Consider the following 17,168-nt stretch of genomic DNA (forward strand, 5'->3'; position numbering starts at 1 on the left):
GGTCAAACCTCCTCAGTAGCGAACACTTCGTCGCTGTATTCGTAAGCAAGCGTCACCGACATCACGTGCGGCACCTGATGTACGGCAATGATCGAGTCGGAGACGGCGTAGCCTTCGCCGTCTTCGATCAGGGCAATCAGCTGCCCCTTGCCGTCGTTCTGCGCGACGGCGGCGCCCGGGATGCGTTCGATCCCGGCCTGGACGTCGGCGAGGTGTTCCGGCAGGTACTTGAGAACCAGGCTGACGATTTTCATGAGCAATCCCCTGTCAAAGTGGGCGAGGTGGGTACGGCCTGCAGCACCAGCGCCCGGGTCGGGCAGGCGGGCAGGCATTCGGCGCAGCCGGTACAGCGCGTGGCATCGAGTTCCGGCAAGGCGATGCCGCCCAGTTGCAGGCGGAAGCGGATGGCGCCGGCATCGCAGGATTCGGCGCAGCTGCGGCAGACGACACCGTTGGCGGCCAGGCAGCCCGGCCCGATCAGCACGACCTGCGGCCCCGGCTCGGCGGTGCGGCGGCCGAGGAGGAAGTTGCGTCGCGACAGGGTGGTGGGTTGCATGGTCTGGAATCGGTCCGGCATGGATGGCAAGCGCATCTTAGGAAGTGCGCGGCGCCACCGACAGGGGGGGTGAAACGCCGCTGGCACTGGCGCCTACGCCGAAAGAGGTAGCTGCGGGTTTTTTGGAAATGACGCAAAAACAAGGGCTTGTGTTCTTGGGCCGGTCGGCCGGCGCGGGCGGGCGCTACCGCCTCGCGCAATGGTGGTACGCCGCAATCGATGTCAGGAGCGTTGGCGGCCGGGCATCGGCAGAGAGCTGCGCCGGGAAAACCACGGTTTTGCGGGCCTGGCGGCGGTTTTTCCGGCGCTTTCGGCGAGGTGGCCGGCAATTAAGGGGTAGGGCGGCTTGTCTGGCTCCGGAAACTCGCATAATCGGCGCATCTCAGAAGCGCCGGGAGCGATTCCACCATGCTTGTTGACCGCCACAATCGCGTCGTCGATTACCTCCGTCTCTCGGTGACGGACCGCTGCGACCTGCGCTGCTCCTACTGCATGCCGGAAAGCTCCGCCTGCTACTCGGCCGCCGGCGACTGGCTGAGCTTCGACGAAATCGTCCGCATGGCCGAAGCCTTCGCCCGCCTCGGCGTGCGCCGCATCCGGGTGACCGGCGGCGAACCGCTGACCCGTGCCCGCCTGCCCGAACTGATCGGCCGCCTGCATGCCATCGACGGCATCGACGACCTCTCGCTGAGCACCAACGGCACCCGCCTGGCGGCGCAGGCTGCGGAACTGAAGCGGGCCGGCGTCGCCCGCCTCAACGTCAGCCTGGACACGCTGGATCGTCGCGAATTCGCCCGCATCACCGGCCGCGACTGTCTGGACGACGTGCTCGCCGGGCTCGATGCGGCGGCGGCCCTCGATTTCCGGCTGATCAAGATCAACCAGGTCTGGCTGCCCGACTCCTCGCTAGCCGAACTCGACCGCATGATCGACTACTGCCGTCAGCGCGGCTTCATCCTGCGCCTGATCGAAAACATGCCGATGGGCACCGCCGCGCAGGCGATCGGCAGCCGTTCGCTGCAATCGGTGATCCGCACGCTGCAGGCACGCCACGGCCTGATCGACCACGTCCTGCCCGGCGGCGGCCCGGCCCGCTACCTGTGCTCGCCCGACCGGCAGTTCTCGATCGGCTTCATCACGCCGATCTCGCAGCACTTCTGCGACCGTTGCAACCGGGTCCGGGTCACCGCCGCCGGCCAGCTCCAGCTCTGCCTCGGCCAGGAAAACCAGGTCGACCTGCGGCCGCTGCTGCGCGACCCGAATACCTCGCTCGATGCGATCGAGGCACTGATCCGCGACGCCATCGACCGCAAACCGCTGCAGCACGACTTCACCACCGCACCGCACAAGGTCGTCCGCCTGATGTCGGCCACCGGCGGCTGAAAGCCGCTCAGGCAGCAAACGGAAAAATCCCCGAAAAAACGCTAGGCTGGCGCCTGCCTTTGCGTCTATAATCCGCGCCGCCGTCGCAACGACGGCAAGATTCCCCGATAGCTCAGTCGGTAGAGCGCCGGACTGTTAATCCGTAGGTCCCTGGTTCGAGCCCAGGTCGGGGAGCCAAGAGATTCAAGCACTTAGCCCGCAACCTTGCGGGCTTTTTGCTATCTGGAGGCATTGTTGCTGCATTTTTGCTGCAAAGCCAATTAGAAAAGCCTGCAGATAAAATACATGCCAGAGGCGCTGAACGCTATAGCCCAGACGATCACGCCGATTATTGTGGAAGTGATGGAAGCGACGAGGCGTGCAACCCCACTGTACCTCGGACCAAAAACAAATGCAGAACTGGCGATAACTGGCAATGACCAGATGCCCAGCAGGAAATACATTTCGCCACCACCGTCGCAGGAGTGCTTTGCGCCTACCGAAAATGCCACCAATATGTAAGACAGGTATAGTGCTGCGGGAATGGCAATGATCAAAAATGCCTGATCTCTCCATTTTGCGTACTGACGTGAGGGACTTGCAGTCAGATTTTCCGGTGGAATAGCGTTCTCCATCGCTGCTTCGGCTTCATTCTTCGTGGCTTTGAATGTGGGGCCATTCCCGTTTGTCACGTCTTCTCCGGAAACTTCGGCCAGGGCGAAAAGGCGAACGACCACAGCGCAATCAGGTTGAACAGCGGAACAAAAGCGAGCAGGGCCCACCATGGCGACAGGCCGGCCTTCGTGAAGATGCGCGCGAAGAGCCAGGCAGGCAGGGCGACAACGGCGATAACGGCGATCAGGATCAGCACGTGCCAGATGGAAAAGGTGCCCATGTTCAGCTCTCTTGGTTGGTGGCGGTCGGACGGGACGCCGGCCACTCCGCAAACGCGAGGATGCCGGCGACGATCAGGAAACCGAGCAGCGGGACGAGGGCGATCAGCGACAAGGCCGGGGGAAATCCCGCTCGGCGGCAGATTCGCCAGAGCGGAATGACGAATAACACGATGCCGAACAATATTTCCATAGATGTTCCTGATTTGCGTCTTGCTGATCGTTGGCAGCCGCCCGGCCGGACTGCCGGGTGAGTTTGGGGGCTGACGCCCGACGCCGATGTCGGGGGGGGCGTCAGCCCGGCTTGGTCAGAGCTTGTTGCCGGCCGGGTTGCCCTGCTGCGTAACCGGCTGGCTGCCACTCGCGGCTTGCGGGCTGGTGCTGCCCTGGGCGGTGGGCTGGGGTTGCTGGGTGGCGGTTTCGCGGGCGACCGAGGGCTGGCCGTCCTTGTCGTCGCCACGGTCGAAAGTGAGGACCTTGCCGAAGGTCATCTGCATCCATTGCGGGTAGGTGTAGGCGGTGCCCTTGCTGTGGTCGATGATGGCGCCGATGCCGCCGCCGAAGATGATGTTGCCCCACATGCCGGCGTTGGCGCGGGAGACGCCGCGGCCATGAGCGGGTTGCTGTTCGGCCTTGCTGCACAGCACATTGAGGTCGCTCGGCGAGCGGCGGATCGTCACATTGCCCGGTGTGCGCAGGCGGACAGTGCCGTATTCGTTGCTCAGTTCGCAATCGGCGTCGCGGATTTCGGTGCCGTCGGCAGTCCGGGTTTCGACCCGGATCGACTGGACGGTGTCGCCGGTGATGGTGGCGCAGCCGGTGGCGAGGGTCGCGATGGCGAGGGCAAGGGTCAGCCTGGTGGTTTGCATGATGGTTGGTTCTGGTTTGAAAGGCGGCATTATCTCTTTTGCTTATGACGTATTCAATCTTTGATGTCGATGGACTGACGGTCCAGGCAGAACTTTTCGCGTGCCACTGTCGCTGGAGGGCGACAGGAATTTTTGGTGATAAACGCCAGTTTTTCGAGGATTTGCCGTTTTCGGCTTGAGCTGGAAGCGGCAAAGGCGTAGCCTTTTTTGTCATTCCAAATGACTAAAAAGGGAGGCAAAAATGGAATGGTTCGTGACAGGTTTGCTTGCCGTCGCCGCGCTTCTGTTTCTGGCGACGCGCAAGCGGCGCAGCGCGGTTTGCCTGGAGGAAGCGCCCCCTTATGTGCTTGTCGAGCACCTGTTTTCACCCGCCGAGCGTTTGTTTTTCGGGGTGCTGGAGCAATCGCTGGGTGATGAATTTCGGGTTTTTGGCAAGGTTCGCGTTGCCGATGTGCTGGGGATCGCCACTTGCCAGACGCGGGCCGCCTGGCAAAAGGCGTTCAACCAGATCAGTGGCAAGCATTTCGATTTCCTGCTCTGCCGTCCAGGCGATCTGCAGCCGGTTTGCGCCATCGAGCTGAACGACATTTCCCACGCCCGGGGCAAGCGCAAGCGGCGCGACGATTTCCTGCACCATGCCTGTGCCGCTGCCGGCTTACCGCTGGTATTCTTCCCGGCGCAGCGCACTTACCTGCCGGATGATGTGCGCGGCGTCGTGGCGGTGGCGCTGGGGGCGCCGGTAATGCAGGAGCCGGGGAGCGAGGTCGTTTTCCCTGAGCTGGCCGCTGCTTGCCGGGGTTCTGCCAGCCGCTGACCACCCGGGTCCGCCGGCGCGATCATTGGAGTTTGCATGCGTGTTTGTTGGTTTGCCCTGCTGCTATGTGCCGGGCTTCAAGGTTGTGCCGTGGTTGCGGTGGCTGATGCGGCGGTGACGGTGGTGGCGACGACAGTCAAGGTCGGCGCGACGGTGGTGGAAACGGCGGTCGATGTGGCCGCTGCCGGCGTCGACGCGGCGGTTGGCGACGACGAGGAAGAGGCAGCGACCGCTGCCGATTGAAACGCGTCGGGATTCAGCCGCCGGCCACCCGGTTGCGACCGGCATGCTTGGCTTCATACAGTGCGGCGTCGGCGCGGGCGACCAGATCGTTCGGCTGGTCGTCGATGCGGTAGGCGGCAACGCCGAAGCTGGCGGTCTGCTGCCCGATGCCGGAAAACTCGTGGGCGGCAATGGTGGTGCGCATTTTTTCGGCGAGCCGGCCGGCGCCGGCGAGATCGGTGTGCGGTAGCACGATCATGAATTCCTCGCCGCCCCAGCGGCCGACGACGTCGGTTTCGCGGCTGCCGTCACTGAGCAGGCGGGCGATGTCGATCAGCGCGCGGTCGCCGGCCTGGTGGCCGTAGGTGTCGTTGATGCGCTTGAAGTGGTCGATGTCGAGGAGGACGATCGCCAGCGCCTGGTCGTAACGGCGGCAGCGCTGGATTTCGGCGGCCAGTGCCTCGTCGAGTTTCATCCGGTTGTAGATGCCGGTCAGCCGGTCGGTGACTGAGAGGCGGGCCAGTTCGCGGTTGAGCCGGCTGAGCTTGCGCATCCAGAAGGCGGCGAGCAGCGCGATGACCAGGCCGCCAGCCAGCAGTTGCCAGACCAGCCGGTAATCGGTGCCGTTCTGGACGGTGATCGAGACGTGGCGATTGACGATCTGCTCGCGGTCGGCCGCGCTCAGCGTGGCGACGCCCTTGTCGAGGATGTCGCGCAAGGCCGGCTCGCTCTTGATCACGCCGATGCGCAACTGGTTGCCGAGTTCCGGCACCTGGCCGGCGATCTTCAGGTTGAACAGACCCTGCTTGCGGATGGCGTGGGCGGCGACGATCAGCGAACGCACGGTGAAATCGGCCTTGCGTTCGGAAACCAGGGTCATCGCTTCCGGTTCGCTTTCGGTGAGGACGATGCGCAGGTTGGGGTAATCGCGACGCAGGTGTTCCTCGACCATGGTGCCGCGCGGCAGGGCGACGCTTTCTTCGCGCAGCCAGCGCACATCGCCGACGAAGGGGTGGTCTTCGCGGGCGATGATCATGTTCGGATCGACAAAGATCGGCGCCGTGAAGTCGAGCCAGCGTTCGCGTTCCGGTGTCCGGTTGAGGAAGCTCATGATCTGGCAGCGCCCGGCTTGCGAAGCGGCCAGGCTTTCCTCCCAGGTGCGCGTCGGGTAGAGCATGATCTTCAGGCCGGTGCGGCGCGAGACCTGCTGGATCAGGTCGGCGGCGATGCCGACATGGCGGTCGTGCTCGTCGATTTGCTCGAACGGTGCCCAGTCCGGATCGACGCACATGCGGACGACCGGCATGGCAGCCAGGTAGGCCTGCTCGGTGGCGGTGAGCTCGATGAGCGGCGCCATGTTTTCGGCTTCCGTCGCCGTCGCGTTGAGGGCGATGCACAGCGCGGTGGCCAGCAGGCGTCTCATGGCTGGCGCTGGCGCAGCGGTTTCATCAGCCGCAGGTGCTTGTTGAGGATGGTGTAGGTGTTGTGGTCGAAGGGCGGCCGGTCAGCCGCCAGCAGCGCGTCGATCTCGCTTTCGCTGCGCACCGTGCCGAGGTAGCGCCAGCCATCGATGACGTGGATTTCGTTGCCCTCGTGGATTACCGCCGGGCCTGGGAAAGGCCAGCTCGGCAGCTTGAGGGCGACCAGCGCGCCGACCAGGCGGGCGCTGTGGCTGGCCAGTGTTTCCTTGCCGACGCAGGCGCCCTTGCAGCGGCCGGCGGCGTGGCCCGGGCAGGCCTGTCCGGCCGGCGCGTGTTCGAGGCCGCTGAGGGCATCGCAGAGCTGATTGGTTTCGACCAGGTTACGCAGGAAGTCCTTGGCCTGGCGCGCGTTGCTGAACAGCCCGTAGCAGGCTTTGCCGGTGCCGACGCCGAGGTTGCGGACCAGGCTCAGCTGCGGCCGCAGCCAGCCGTCGCCGGCGTTGATGAAAGTCCAGGTGCAGACTTCCTCGGCGTCGCGCAGCGGGCCGTTCTGGGTCGGGCGCAGTTGCTTGACCAGCGCCGTTTCGCGCAGTCGGGTGCCGATCTCGCCGGCGGTCTGGATCCAGTCGATACGCCTTGTCTGCTGCACCAGCGCGCGCTCGCGCGGCGATTGCTGCTTGCCGGAGAAGAGCGCCAGCACCCGGCCGCGGATGTTCTTGGCCTTGCCGACGTAGAGCGGCAGGTCGTCCTGGTTGTCGCGGCTGCCGTAGAGCAGATAGACGCCGGGCGTGTCGGGCAGCGCGTCGACGACTTCGGCGTCGATGTGCGGTGGCAGGCTGGAATAGGGATTGAGTTCGGCGAGCGCCGATTCAATCTCCTCGGCGCTGCGGTCGTCGTGGATCTTCTGCCAGAACTGGTGGATCAGGCGGGCGTCGGCCAGCGCCCGATGGCGACCGCTGGCGTGCAGGCCGTGCCGTTCGATCAGCGCATCCAGGCTGTGGCGCTTGAATTCGGGATAGAGCGCGCGCGACAGCTTGACGGTACACAGCACCGGCGCCCGGAAGTCGACGCCGAGCTGGCGGAATTCGCTTTTCAGGAAGCCGTAGTCGAAACTCGCGTTGTGGGCGACGAACAGCCGTCCCCGCAGGCGGCTCAGGACTTCTTTAGCGACGTCGGCGAAGGGCGGGGCGCTGGCGACCATCGCGTTGCTGATGCCGGTCAGGCGCTCGACGAAAGGGGCGATGCGCCGGCCCGGATTGACCAGTTGCTGCCACTCGCGAACGCTGCCATCGGTATCGACTTCGACGATACCGATTTCGGTGATGCGGTCGCTGGCGGCAGTGGCGCCGGTCGTTTCCAGGTCGACGAAGGCGATGGCGGTCATGGCCGGCATTGTCTCATGACTGGGCGGCGCGGCGATTCCAGCGCAGGGCGAAAAAGTCGTCGACGCTTACCGGCTCCGTGTTCAGGAAGACTCATCCCTGATCCGCCGGACCCGGGCACGATAGTCGCTGACGTTGTCGCCATTGATCCGCCTGCGCTGCGTGCCGGTGACCTCGTCGACCTTGAGGTCTGTCCCCCGCACCGGCTGCGCCTCGACCTTGGTTTCGCGCTCGAAGCCGTGTGACTTGTCGGTGTTGCGGTAATAACGATACAAGGTCCAGTACAGCGCGGTCGCGCCGACCGGGCCAGCCAGGAGGAGCCAGAGTCCGCTGTCGTCGCTCATGAGAAATTCACCAGGATCGCAATGGCGATGGTTTCGAGGATGGTGCCGACGGTGAGCGCGGCCAGCAGCAGTTTCCATTGCTGCACCGGCACGCTGCCCATGGTTTCGCCGGTACGCGCATTGACCGCGATGTAGTGCAGCATGCCGCCATTGGCGCCGGGCTGGTGGTAGGAATACAGCCAGACCGGCAGGTACATGGAAACCCAGCGGCTGCCGTGCACATCGAGCTTTTCCTCTTCCCAGCGCACGCCACGGTCGTAGCGGCGCACCGAGTTTTCGACCTGGGCGCGGCCAATCGACAGCAGTTGATCTTCCAGCCGTGGGCGCAGGTGTTCGACGTTGCTGTCGCGCTTTTCCGAGGTGAAACCCGACAGGTAGGACGCGTTCCACTTCACCGCGTTCTTGGTGTCGAAGGGCAGGATGGTGTTGATGATGTTGTTGGTATTGGCGCGCGTGTCGAGGTTGCCGCGTTCCCTGGACGATTCCAGCGGTAGATCGTCGACGGTGAAATCGACCTGCCGTTCGACCTGGTAGATGTCGGCGTCGTAATAGGTCTGCTTGTTCTTGTCGGAGCCGCGCGTGTATTCGCGCGTCTTGATCTCGCCCTTGCCGGCGACCTCGACGCTCACGTTGCCGTCAACGATCATGTAGGGCAGGTAGACACCGATCACGTTCTCGGGCGTGAATTCCGCCTTGAACGCCTTCAGGGCGAAGAGCCGCCGTTTATCGACAAACTGGCGGATACGCGCCACCGCGTCTTCCTTCTTGATGCGGAAGGGCAGGACCGCGTCAGGCACCGCGCCGTTGGCGATCTGCTCGTTCACCCCCAGGGTATGGCGACACCAGTGGCAGCGCGCGGTCATCGCGTTTTCCGTGTTGATCGTGACCTCGGCACCGCAGCCGCTGCACTTGAAAGTCATCAGGGCGGCGGCATCAGCGGCAATGTCGCTGGCACCGGAGGCGATGACGGTACCCTGGAGATCGTCAATGCCTTCCCCCAGCCCGAACAGTTCCTCGACCCGCGTGCCGTCCCATTCGTGGCGGCAGTACAGGCAGACCAGCGAATCGCTGCCCGGCTTGTGGCGGATGTCGGTTGAACCGCACTTCGGGCAGCGGTTGATGCCATCGCTGAGTTCGCTGGCGGCGGTGTCGATGATGGCCGGGTCGGGCGCTTCCAGTTCCTGGCGGATTGCCTCGGGCAGCGACTGGTCGACGGGCGGATGGCCGGGCGGCGGCGGCACGTCCCGCGGCGAACCCGGACCGGCGACCGGGCGTGACTGAGGGAACTCGGTATCGGCCATGGTTGCGCTACGTTTACAGGCCCAGCGCCTTCGCCTTGAGCGCGTCGTAGTCGGCCTGGGTGATCAGGCCGAGATCGAGCATCTCCTTGGCTTTTTTCAGTTTGGCAACCGGGTCGTCCGCAGCCGGGGCAGCCGGCTGCTGCTGCAGCCCGGCGAGGCCGCCGGTCAACATGCCAATGCCGACCAGCCCGGCGGCACCACTGTGTTCGCCCGCCGACTGGATGCCCTGCGCGACGCTGGCCTGCAGGTTCGAGTTGCCGCGCGCACCGGAGAGCGCATCGGCGCGCTGCACGGTTTTCAGCAGTTCACGGGTATTCGCGTCGTATTCGATCGAGACGATGGCGGTCTTGGTGATCGCCAGGCCGCGATCGGATTTCCATTGGTAAGCCTGCTCGACCGCCTCGGACAGGCTCCTGGCGAAGCCGACCGTATCCTGCTGGATGCGGGCGATGCGGTTGCCCTTGCCCGGATCGTTGGTGTAGAGACTGAAGGCGGGCGCCAGCGAAGCGACGACCTCGTTGAACAACTGGCTGGCGGCAGCATTGTCGAAATCACTGAAATCGAAAACCCGGCCGGCCTGCAGGTAGGTCGCCTGCACGAAGTTCTTCACGAACAGGATCGGGTCGACGATCTTCAGCGTATACGAACCGCGGGTGATCGCGCCGACCTGCGTATTGAGGAAGGCATCGTCCCAGTAGATCTCGGACTGCGTGCCGAAACGGTTGTCCGGCAACTCCTTCAAGGAAACGAAGAATGCGGCCTGCTGCGAACCGGGCTGGCCGCCGAACTTGAAACGCTCCCAGCTTTGCATGATCAGCGCGCTGACGAGGTTGTCGCCAGCGAAGATCGACTGCGAGTTGAGATCGTCCGAGCGCCACTCGTAGCCGCCCGGTTCGGCGGCGAAGCCGGTGATCTTGCCTTCCTGAAAGAGCAGCAGCCCGTAACCCTCGGGCACGATGATCTTCGAGCCGTTGCTGATGATGTTGGAAGAGCCGCTGGTGTTCGAGCCGCGCCCGGCATTGGTGCCCTGCGGCACTGCCGCAAACAGCGCTGCCGTGGACGGCAAGCCGGCCGGCACCGTGTAGAAGTCTTTCCACTGGTCCGCCAATACCCCGCCGACCGCACCGCTCACCGCACGCACAAGACCCATGACAACTCCCCGCTGAAGATTCGTTGTGACCACCGGAAACCAGCCACCCGGCAAGGGGTGTCCCGGTTTCGACCGGAAAATGCACCAGATGCAATGCTGGAAAATTTAATTCGGGCCAAGTATCCCCGGGCCTTTCACCGCATGTCAAACGAGACGGCAAAGGCGGCGAGTCATCGCGCTCATGGGCGGCGCGGCGAATCAGGCGTAGGGCGAAAAATGCCGCCGCTGCTCGTCGACGACCAGGGCGTTGCCGCTGGGCGGGAAGGCGCGCTGCGGGCAATGGGCGCGCGGGCAGACCTTGCATGCCGTGCCGATCGGCGTGAAGCCGTCTACGGCCTTGAGATCGAGTCCCTTGCTGTAAACCAGGCGCTCGGCGTGGCGCAGGTCGCAGCCGAGGCCGATCGAGAAGGTCTTGCCCGGGGCGCCATAGCCGCCGTGGCCGCGGCGGACGCTGCGGGCGATCCACAGGTAGTTGCGGCCGTCGGGCATGGCGGCAAGCTGGGTGAGGATCCTGCCGGGCTGGGCGAAAGCTTCATAGACGTTCCACAGCGGACAGGTGCCGCCGATGCGTGAAAAGTGGAAGTCGGTCGCCGATTGGCGCTTGGAAATGTTGCCGGCGCGATCGACGCGGATGAAGAAGAAGGGCACCCCGGGGGCCTGCGGGCGCTGCAGCGTGGACAGCCGGTGGCAGGCGGTTTCGAAGCCGACGCCGAAGCTGCGGCCGAGTTGTTCGATGTCGTAGCGGCAGGCTTCGGCGCTTTCCAGATAAAGGCCGTAAGGCAGCAACAAGGCGCCGGCGAAGTAGCTGGCCAGCCCGATGCGCGCCAGGCGCCGGGTTTCCTCGTCGTCCGGGTCGGCGGCGGCAGCCAGTTCGCCGATCAGCTCGCCGGCTTCGAGCCGGGCCAGTTGCGTTGCCATGTGGAAGGCCTGCTGGCCGGCGCTGAGCGACGACGACAGGCGTAGCTGGCGGGTGGGCGCATCGAAATCGCGCAGCAGGCCGTCATCGTCGTTGGCGATGCTGACCTGGATGCCGTGCCGTTCGCTCAGGCGGCGGGCGAGGGCGCTGCCGGTGTCGCCGGGGCGCAGTTGCCAGTCGGCGAAGCAGCGTTCGGCGAGTTCGTCGAGTTCGGCGATATGGTTGTGGCGGCGGTAGAAGAAGTCGCGCACCGCCTCGAAAGGCATCGGTCGCGGCAGTTCCTCGCTCAGCCGGTCGAGGCCGAGTCGGCTGGCCCAGATCGCCTCGCGTTCGCGCGCCTCGTGCAGTTGCCGGCCCTGTTGCAGCAGGGTGCGGGCGACGCCGGGCAGCCGGCTGGCCAGTTCGCGGATTTCCGCCAGCCCCGGTGCGTCGTCGTTCGGCGCGGCGGCGAAGAGGTCGCGCAGTTCGCTGATCAGGCGTGCTTCATCGTCTTCGGAAAAGAGCTGGATATCGATGCCGAAGGCCGCGTTCAGGCGCAACAGCACCGACACCGTCAGCGGCCGCTGGTTCTGTTCGAGCTGGTTCAGGTAGCTCGGCGAGAGGCCGAGCGCCTGCGCCAGCGCCACCTGCGTCATCTGGCGTTCCTCGCGCAGGCGCTTCAGGCGCAGGCCCATGAAGGTCTTTTTCATCGTTATTCATCCCGGGTGTTCGCAAGATTCGCAAAACAGCCGGCCGTGTTTTGCAAAGTCACGCTATTTCAGTGGTTTATTGAATTATTGCGATGCGTATATTGCGAAAAACCGGCGTCGCCGGCAAGCCTTTCCTCATCCCGATCCCAGGAGTCCAGCATGTTCGTCAATCCTTACCTTTACTTTGAAGAACTCTTTCCGGCACCACCGTCGCCAGCGCCCACAGCGGAAGTGACGACAGCCGCAACGCAAACGCAGGACAGCACCCCATGTGCGGACTGAACCGTCAGATGGCCGCCGATTTGCCCGGCTTCGGCGGTCAGGCCTTGTACGAGGGCGTCGCCGATTCGCTGCGCGAACGTATCTTCGCCCACCGGCTGCCGCCCGGCAGCCCGGTCGACGAGGTGGCGCTGGCCCGCCATTACGGCGTCAGCCGGACGCCGGTGCGCGAGGCGGTGAAGGTGCTGGCCAGCGAGGGGCTGCTTGAGGTCGTCCCTTACCGTGGTTGCCGGGTGGCGCGCATCGCCAGCGACGATCTTGGCGCGGCGCTCGACGTTGTCGAACTCATCGCGCGTCATGCGCTGCTTCGCCTGCTCGGGCAGGCTGAGGTCTCGGGGCGCATGCGGCTGAGCCAGGCTGCCGCGGCGGGCGGCAGTTGGGCGGGGTTTTGCCAGATCGCCGTCGAACTGCTCGCCCAGCCGCCGTTGGCGGCGGTCAGCCGCAACCTGCATCAGCAACTGCGACTTTGCCTCGGCCCGGCGCTGGCATTCGCCGACCGGGGCGGGGCGCCGACGCAACGCGCTGCGCTGTGCCAGGCCATCGAACAGGCCGACCCGGCGGCGGCACTGGCTGTGTATCGCGGGCTGGCGGCAGATTTTCGCGCCAGTCTGCTCGGCGCTTGCAACGAACTTTCGGTGAGCGTGGCAGGCTGAGGTCGGGAAACGGCGAAAACTGGCAGTTTCTGCTTGACGGGCTTGGCTCGGGGCGAAAATACTCGTGATTTGGCGTCCGCTTTTTCGCCCTTTCCTGCTGTCACTCCCATGACCGATGATCTTTTTCCGCTGCCGCCGAAGGCGGACCCCGTTCAGCAATCCGACACCCAGGGCTTGTCCGCCGATACCCACAAGCTTGCTCTGGCCGGCGCCCTGTTGTGGTCTTACTGCACCCGGACCCAACTCCTTGAACTGCTCTCGCTGCTGGCACTCAAGAACGCGGCCGGACGCAATTTCACCGGCGAGCAGGTCAAGACGGCGCTCCAGGAACTGAATCAGCGCCAGTTGCTTGAGGAACACGCGCAACGCCCCGGTTATTTCCAGCTGGTCGATTCCCTGCGGGTGCCGCTCTACCGGCAATTGCTCGAACTCAAGGGCGCGCGCCAACTGGTTGAACTGGTTTGCCGCGTCCATCAGTTCGACTTGCGGCGGGCATGGTTGTACAGCTTTCGCGGCAAGCAGTCGGGCAGCATCGCCCTGTTGCGCGCCATGTTCCTGGCGGGAGCAGGGCGGGAGGAGATTGCGCCGCTGGCCAATGTGCTCAACGAGGAGCAGAACTGGTGGCAACTGGCGGCGGAGGCGGTGCTTCTGCCCTTTGACGGCGAGAGTTTCGAACGTCTCGATCCCTACTGGCAATCCGAGCTGGCCAACCGGGCGGTCATTTCGCTCAGCAACCATTGGGAGAGCGGTTTCCTGCCGGTGGTCGACTGGGCCTGGGCGCGATTGCAGTCCCGCCCGGAAAGCCTGGCCCCCCACCTGCGCATGGCACTCGCCGATATTGCGCTGCAGCGCGGCGATACGGCCGTGCTGGGGCAGGCGCTGGACGGCATCGACGGTGCCGGTTGCGATGTTCTGCGGGCAGCGGCGCTGATTGCCGATGGACAGTGGGCGGGCGGGCAACAGGCCTACGAGGCTGCCCTCAAGCGCGGCCAGGCCGAGATGGGCGTGCGCAAACGGGTGTTTCCGAACTCGGTCGCCTGGCTTTACCCACTCGCCCTGTTCGCACAGGGTGGTCAGAAGCAACTCGAACTGGCGCGCAAATTCTGCGTCGGCGAAGCCGGCTCACGAACGCCCAGTGCTCACGACGTTTGGGGGCGCTGGGTCAATGCCATCGATGCCCGACTGGGCAACGCGCCCCTGGTGCCGGGCGCGTTTTCGCTACAGGACTCAGGCTACGATCCCTATTCGCTGACGATTTTCTGGAGAGTTATGCTGGCCGCCTGGATCGGCACCGAGGTGCTGGGCGTCGCCAAGGCCGGCAAGAAGACGGCGCTGATTTTCGACGGTCTGCGCCGCCGCCTGCAGGAGTGCGGATTCAAGCGCCTGCTTGGCATGCTGGACGCCGCCGAAGCCGTGCTTGGCGGCGACGAGCCGCCGGCGGGGTTTTTTGTTGCCGGCAAGGGCGAGCGCTGGCGCGAAGTGCTTGGCGCGCTGCAGGCGCTGGCAGGCGAAGGCGCCGCCGCCAAGGATAAGGACGCCGCCGCAAAGACCCGCATCCTGTGGGCCTTGAGCATCGGCAAGCAAGGCGAGTTGCTCGACATCAAACCCTTGGAGCAGAAGCGCGGCAGCCGCGGCTGGAGCGCGCCGAAGGCATTGCCCTTGGGCCGGCTGGTGGCCAATCAGGCGCTGCCGCCGGCGGACGCCCGGGTCGCCCGCTACGTGCGCAGCGATCGCTACTACGCCAAACGTTTCAATATCGATCTGGCCGCTGCCATTGCGGCGCTGGTCGGCCATCCGGCCGTCGTCCTCGATGGTGCGCCGGGGCAGTTGATCGATCTGGTCGAAACGCCGCCCGAGCTCGAAGCCGTCCGCCAGGGCGAGAAGATCGTCATGCGCATCAACCCGCCCATGCGCGCGGAAGAGCCCGACAGCTATTACCTCGACGCGGAAGCCAAGCGCGACGCCGAGGCGCTGCGCCTGATCACCCTGTTGCCGGACGGGGCGCAGCGCGTCCGGCTGGTGCGCTACACGGCGGCACAAAAACGCGCCGCGCAACTGGTGTCCGGGCGTTTCGCGGTGCCGGCAAAGGCCGAGGGCGCGCAGGCCGAGCTCGACAAGACGCTGCAGGCGCTGGCGGGGCATTTCCAGGTGCAGGCCGACGCGGCGCAGGCTTCGCGGCAGGTGGCGGCGGAATCGCGCCTGCGGGCGGAACTGGCGCCGGTCGGCGAAGCGCTGTCGCTGCGCCTGGTCGCCGCCCCCTTCGGCGCCGATGGCCCGCGCCTGCCGGTAGGCAGCGGCCGGGGCCGGCTGATGGCGGCGATCGGCGGCGAAACCCTGGGCACCGAGCGGAATCTGGCGGCGGAAAGGAAACACCTGGAAAGCCTGCTCGATGCCTTTCCTTTCCTCGACGAACTGGGGGACGCGGCAAGCGGCGAGTGGTTGATCGAAGACCCGGAGCTGGCGCTCGGATTGGTCGAGGGCCTGCCGGCGCAAGCCGGCATCGCCGCCATCGACTGGCCGAAGGGCAAGAGCGTCCGCGTCATCAGTGTCGATGCCGGCAAGCTCGGCATCACCGTCCGCAAGGAGCGCGACTGGTTCCGCGTCGCCGGCCAGGCCGGGCTCGATGAAGGCCTCGTCGTGCAACTGGAAAGCCTGCTCGCCGCCGCCCGCGACAAGAGCCGTTTCATCCCGATCGGCGACGGCGTCTATGCGGCGCTGACCCGCTCGTTGAAACAGAAGCTGCTCGATCTGGCGGCGGTTGCCGAAGTCGACAAGCACGGCAGCAAGGTGCCGCAGATTGCCGCCGCCTGGCTCGACGACGTGCTCGACGGCACCGACATGGAAGCCGGCGCCGATTTCCGCCAGGCCATCGACCGCCTGCGCGCCGCGCAGAACATCATGCCGAAGCTGCCGAAATCCCTGCAGGCCGAACTGCGGCCCTATCAGGAGGAAGGCTACCAGTGGGCGATGCGCCTCGCCGCCGCCGGCATGGGCGGCTGCCTGGCCGACGACATGGGCTTGGGCAAGACCCTGCAGGCGCTCGCCGTCATGCTCGAACGGGCGCCAGGCGGCGCCACCCTGGTCGTCGCGCCGACCTCGGTGTGCGGCAACTGGCTGGCCGAAACGCTGCGCTTCGCGCCCAGCTTGAACGCCCGCATCTACAGCGAGGCCAGCGACAGCGAGCGCGAGCAGTTGATCGACCAGGCCGGTGCGCAGGACGTGCTGATCGTTTCCTACACCCTGCTGCAACTGGCCCAGGAACGCTTTGCCGGCCGCCAGTGGCACACCGTCGTCGCCGACGAGGCGCAGGCGATCAAGAACGCGGCGACCAAGCGCTCGCAGGCGCTGTTCGAGCTATCGGCCGATTTCCGCCTGGCCCTCTCGGGCACGCCGGTGGAAAACCGGCTGGCCGAGCTGTGGTCGATCATGCGCTTCGCCAACCCCGGCCTGCTCGGCAGCAGCGGCCGCTTCAACGAACGCTTCGCCGGCCCCATCGAACGCAACCGCGACCGCGACGCCCAGCACGTCCTGAAACGCCTGATCGCCCCCTTCGTCCTGCGCCGCACCAAGGCGCAGGTGCTGCAGGATCTGCCGCCGCGTACCGAGTTGATCCTCTCGGTCGCTCCGGAGTCCGCCGAGGCGGCGCACTACGAAGCCTTGCGCCGGCAGGCGATCGACGAGGTCGGGACGCTCGACGCCCAGGCCGGGCAGGCGCGTTTCAACATCCTGGCGCAACTGACCCGGCTGCGCCGCGCCGCCTGCGATCCGCGCCTGGTCAGTCCGGAATTCGGCATCGTCGGCGCCAAGGTGCAGGCCTTCGCCGAACTGGCCGCCGAACTCACCGCCAACGGGCACAAGACCCTGGTCTTCAGCCAGTTCGTCGATTTCCTGCAGATCCTGCGCGCGCCGCTCGACGCCGCCGGCATCAGCTACCAGTACCTGGACGGCGCGACGCCGGCCGCCGAACGCAGCAAGCGCGTCGCCGCCTTCCAGGCCGGCGACAGCGACCTCTTCCTGATCAGCCTGAAAGCCGGCGGTTTCGGCCTCAACCTGACCGCCGCCGACTACGTGGTGATCACCGATCCCTGGTGGAATCCGGCCGCCGAGGACCAGGCGATGGGTCGCGCCCACCGCCTCGGCCAGCTACGGCCGGTGACCGTCTATCGTCTGGTCAGCAAGGGCAGCATCGAGGAACGCATCGTCGATCTGCACCACGACAAGCGGGCGCTGGCCGACAGCATCCTCGACGAGGGCGACGCCTCGACGCTGCCGTCGACGGAAGACCTGGTGGCGCTGATCCGGGGCGAGTAGGGAGCG

The 17,168-nt window shown here is 65.6% G+C and carries 17 protein-coding genes and 1 tRNA gene; 6 read left to right on the plus strand and 12 right to left on the minus strand.

All coding sequences use genetic code 11. From position 1 onward, the window contains the following. Positions 1-2 precede the first annotated feature (2 nt). A complete protein-coding gene (locus ACE3OV_RS13655; protein ID WP_374327839.1) occupies positions 3-254 on the minus strand; it encodes a chaperone NapD in 252 nt (83 codons plus the stop codon). After that, entirely contained in the window at positions 251-556 is a 306-nt protein-coding gene (locus ACE3OV_RS13660) for a 4Fe-4S dicluster domain-containing protein (protein WP_374327840.1), read from the minus strand. Before ACE3OV_RS13660 ends, ACE3OV_RS13655 begins: the two co-directional genes overlap by 4 nt. Positions 557-964: 408 nt before the next feature. Between ACE3OV_RS13660 and moaA the strand changes: the two genes are divergently transcribed. Both moaA and ACE3OV_RS13670 read left to right on the plus strand, forming a co-directional pair. After that, positions 965-1,939: a GTP 3',8-cyclase MoaA gene (moaA, locus tag ACE3OV_RS13665; protein ID WP_374327842.1), complete on the plus strand. Its 975-nt coding sequence runs from the start codon at positions 965-967 to the stop codon at positions 1,937-1,939. Positions 1,940-2,040: 101 nt separating this feature from the next. Next, positions 2,041-2,116, plus strand: a tRNA-Asn gene (locus ACE3OV_RS13670). An 83-nt stretch (positions 2,117-2,199) separates the two neighbouring features. Here the strand turns inward: ACE3OV_RS13670 and ACE3OV_RS13675 are convergent. The 4 genes from ACE3OV_RS13675 to ACE3OV_RS13690 form a co-directional block, all read right to left on the minus strand. Further along, positions 2,200-2,610 carry a hypothetical protein gene (locus tag ACE3OV_RS13675; RefSeq protein ID WP_374327843.1) on the minus strand — a complete coding sequence of 137 codons (411 nt, stop codon included), beginning with the start codon at positions 2,608-2,610 and terminating at the stop codon, positions 2,200-2,202. Beyond that, positions 2,607-2,813: a hypothetical protein gene (locus ACE3OV_RS13680; RefSeq protein ID WP_374327845.1), complete on the minus strand. Its 207-nt coding sequence runs from the start codon at positions 2,811-2,813 to the stop codon at positions 2,607-2,609. Before ACE3OV_RS13680 ends, ACE3OV_RS13675 begins: the two co-directional genes overlap by 4 nt. A 2-nt stretch (positions 2,814-2,815) precedes the next feature. After that, positions 2,816-3,004, minus strand: coding sequence for a hypothetical protein (locus ACE3OV_RS13685; RefSeq protein ID WP_374327847.1), 189 nt, complete (start codon positions 3,002-3,004; stop codon positions 2,816-2,818). Positions 3,005-3,119: 115 nt separating this feature from the next. Then, positions 3,120-3,680, minus strand: a complete 561-nt coding sequence (locus ACE3OV_RS13690; protein WP_374327849.1) for a hypothetical protein — start codon at positions 3,678-3,680, stop codon at positions 3,120-3,122. Positions 3,681-3,921: 241 nt separating this feature from the next. On the opposite strand from ACE3OV_RS13690, the gene ACE3OV_RS13695 reads away from it, so the two are divergent. Beyond that, entirely contained in the window at positions 3,922-4,494 is a 573-nt protein-coding gene (locus ACE3OV_RS13695) for a DUF2726 domain-containing protein (protein ID WP_374327850.1), read from the plus strand. A gap of 36 nt (positions 4,495-4,530) precedes the next feature. After that, positions 4,531-4,737: a hypothetical protein gene (locus ACE3OV_RS13700; RefSeq protein ID WP_374327851.1), complete on the plus strand. Its 207-nt coding sequence runs from the start codon at positions 4,531-4,533 to the stop codon at positions 4,735-4,737. Between the two features lie 13 nt (positions 4,738-4,750). Here ACE3OV_RS13700 and ACE3OV_RS13705 read toward each other — a convergent pair whose 3' ends face one another. The 6 genes from ACE3OV_RS13705 to ACE3OV_RS13730 form a co-directional block, all read right to left on the minus strand. Further along, positions 4,751-6,139 (minus strand): diguanylate cyclase, encoded by a 1,389-nt coding sequence (locus ACE3OV_RS13705; protein ID WP_374327852.1) that lies wholly within the window; start codon positions 6,137-6,139, stop codon positions 4,751-4,753. Further along, positions 6,136-7,521, minus strand: coding sequence for an exonuclease domain-containing protein (locus ACE3OV_RS13710; protein ID WP_374327853.1), 1,386 nt, complete (start codon positions 7,519-7,521; stop codon positions 6,136-6,138). The genes ACE3OV_RS13705 and ACE3OV_RS13710 overlap by 4 nt, the downstream gene beginning before the upstream one ends. An 81-nt stretch (positions 7,522-7,602) precedes the next feature. Then, positions 7,603-7,863 carry a hypothetical protein gene (locus tag ACE3OV_RS13715; protein ID WP_374327855.1) on the minus strand — a complete coding sequence of 87 codons (261 nt, stop codon included), beginning with the start codon at positions 7,861-7,863 and terminating at the stop codon, positions 7,603-7,605. Further along, entirely contained in the window at positions 7,860-9,164 is a 1,305-nt protein-coding gene (locus ACE3OV_RS13720; RefSeq protein ID WP_374327856.1) for a hypothetical protein, read from the minus strand. Before ACE3OV_RS13720 ends, ACE3OV_RS13715 begins: the two co-directional genes overlap by 4 nt. Before the next feature lie 13 nt (positions 9,165-9,177). Continuing rightward, the gene (locus ACE3OV_RS13725; RefSeq protein ID WP_374327857.1) at positions 9,178-10,314 is read right to left on the minus strand and encodes an SPFH domain-containing protein; all 1,137 of its coding nucleotides are present in this window, start codon (positions 10,312-10,314) and stop codon (positions 9,178-9,180) included. A 198-nt stretch (positions 10,315-10,512) separates the two neighbouring features. After that, positions 10,513-11,919, minus strand: coding sequence for a short-chain fatty acyl-CoA regulator family protein (locus ACE3OV_RS13730; protein WP_374327858.1), 1,407 nt, complete (start codon positions 11,917-11,919; stop codon positions 10,513-10,515). 269 nt (positions 11,920-12,188) lie between these two features. Here ACE3OV_RS13730 and ACE3OV_RS13735 point away from each other — a divergent pair, with 269 nt between their 5' ends. Both ACE3OV_RS13735 and ACE3OV_RS13740 read left to right on the plus strand, forming a co-directional pair. Continuing rightward, entirely contained in the window at positions 12,189-12,851 is a 663-nt protein-coding gene (locus tag ACE3OV_RS13735; protein ID WP_374327859.1) for a GntR family transcriptional regulator, read from the plus strand. A 108-nt stretch (positions 12,852-12,959) separates the two neighbouring features. Next, the gene (locus ACE3OV_RS13740) at positions 12,960-17,162 is read left to right on the plus strand and encodes a DEAD/DEAH box helicase (RefSeq protein WP_374327860.1); all 4,203 of its coding nucleotides are present in this window, start codon (positions 12,960-12,962) and stop codon (positions 17,160-17,162) included. Positions 17,163-17,168: the final 6 nt, after the last annotated feature.

Source organism: Azonexus sp. (assembly GCF_041909095.1).
In the GTDB taxonomy this organism is placed as follows: Bacteria; Pseudomonadota; Gammaproteobacteria; order Burkholderiales; family Rhodocyclaceae; genus Azonexus.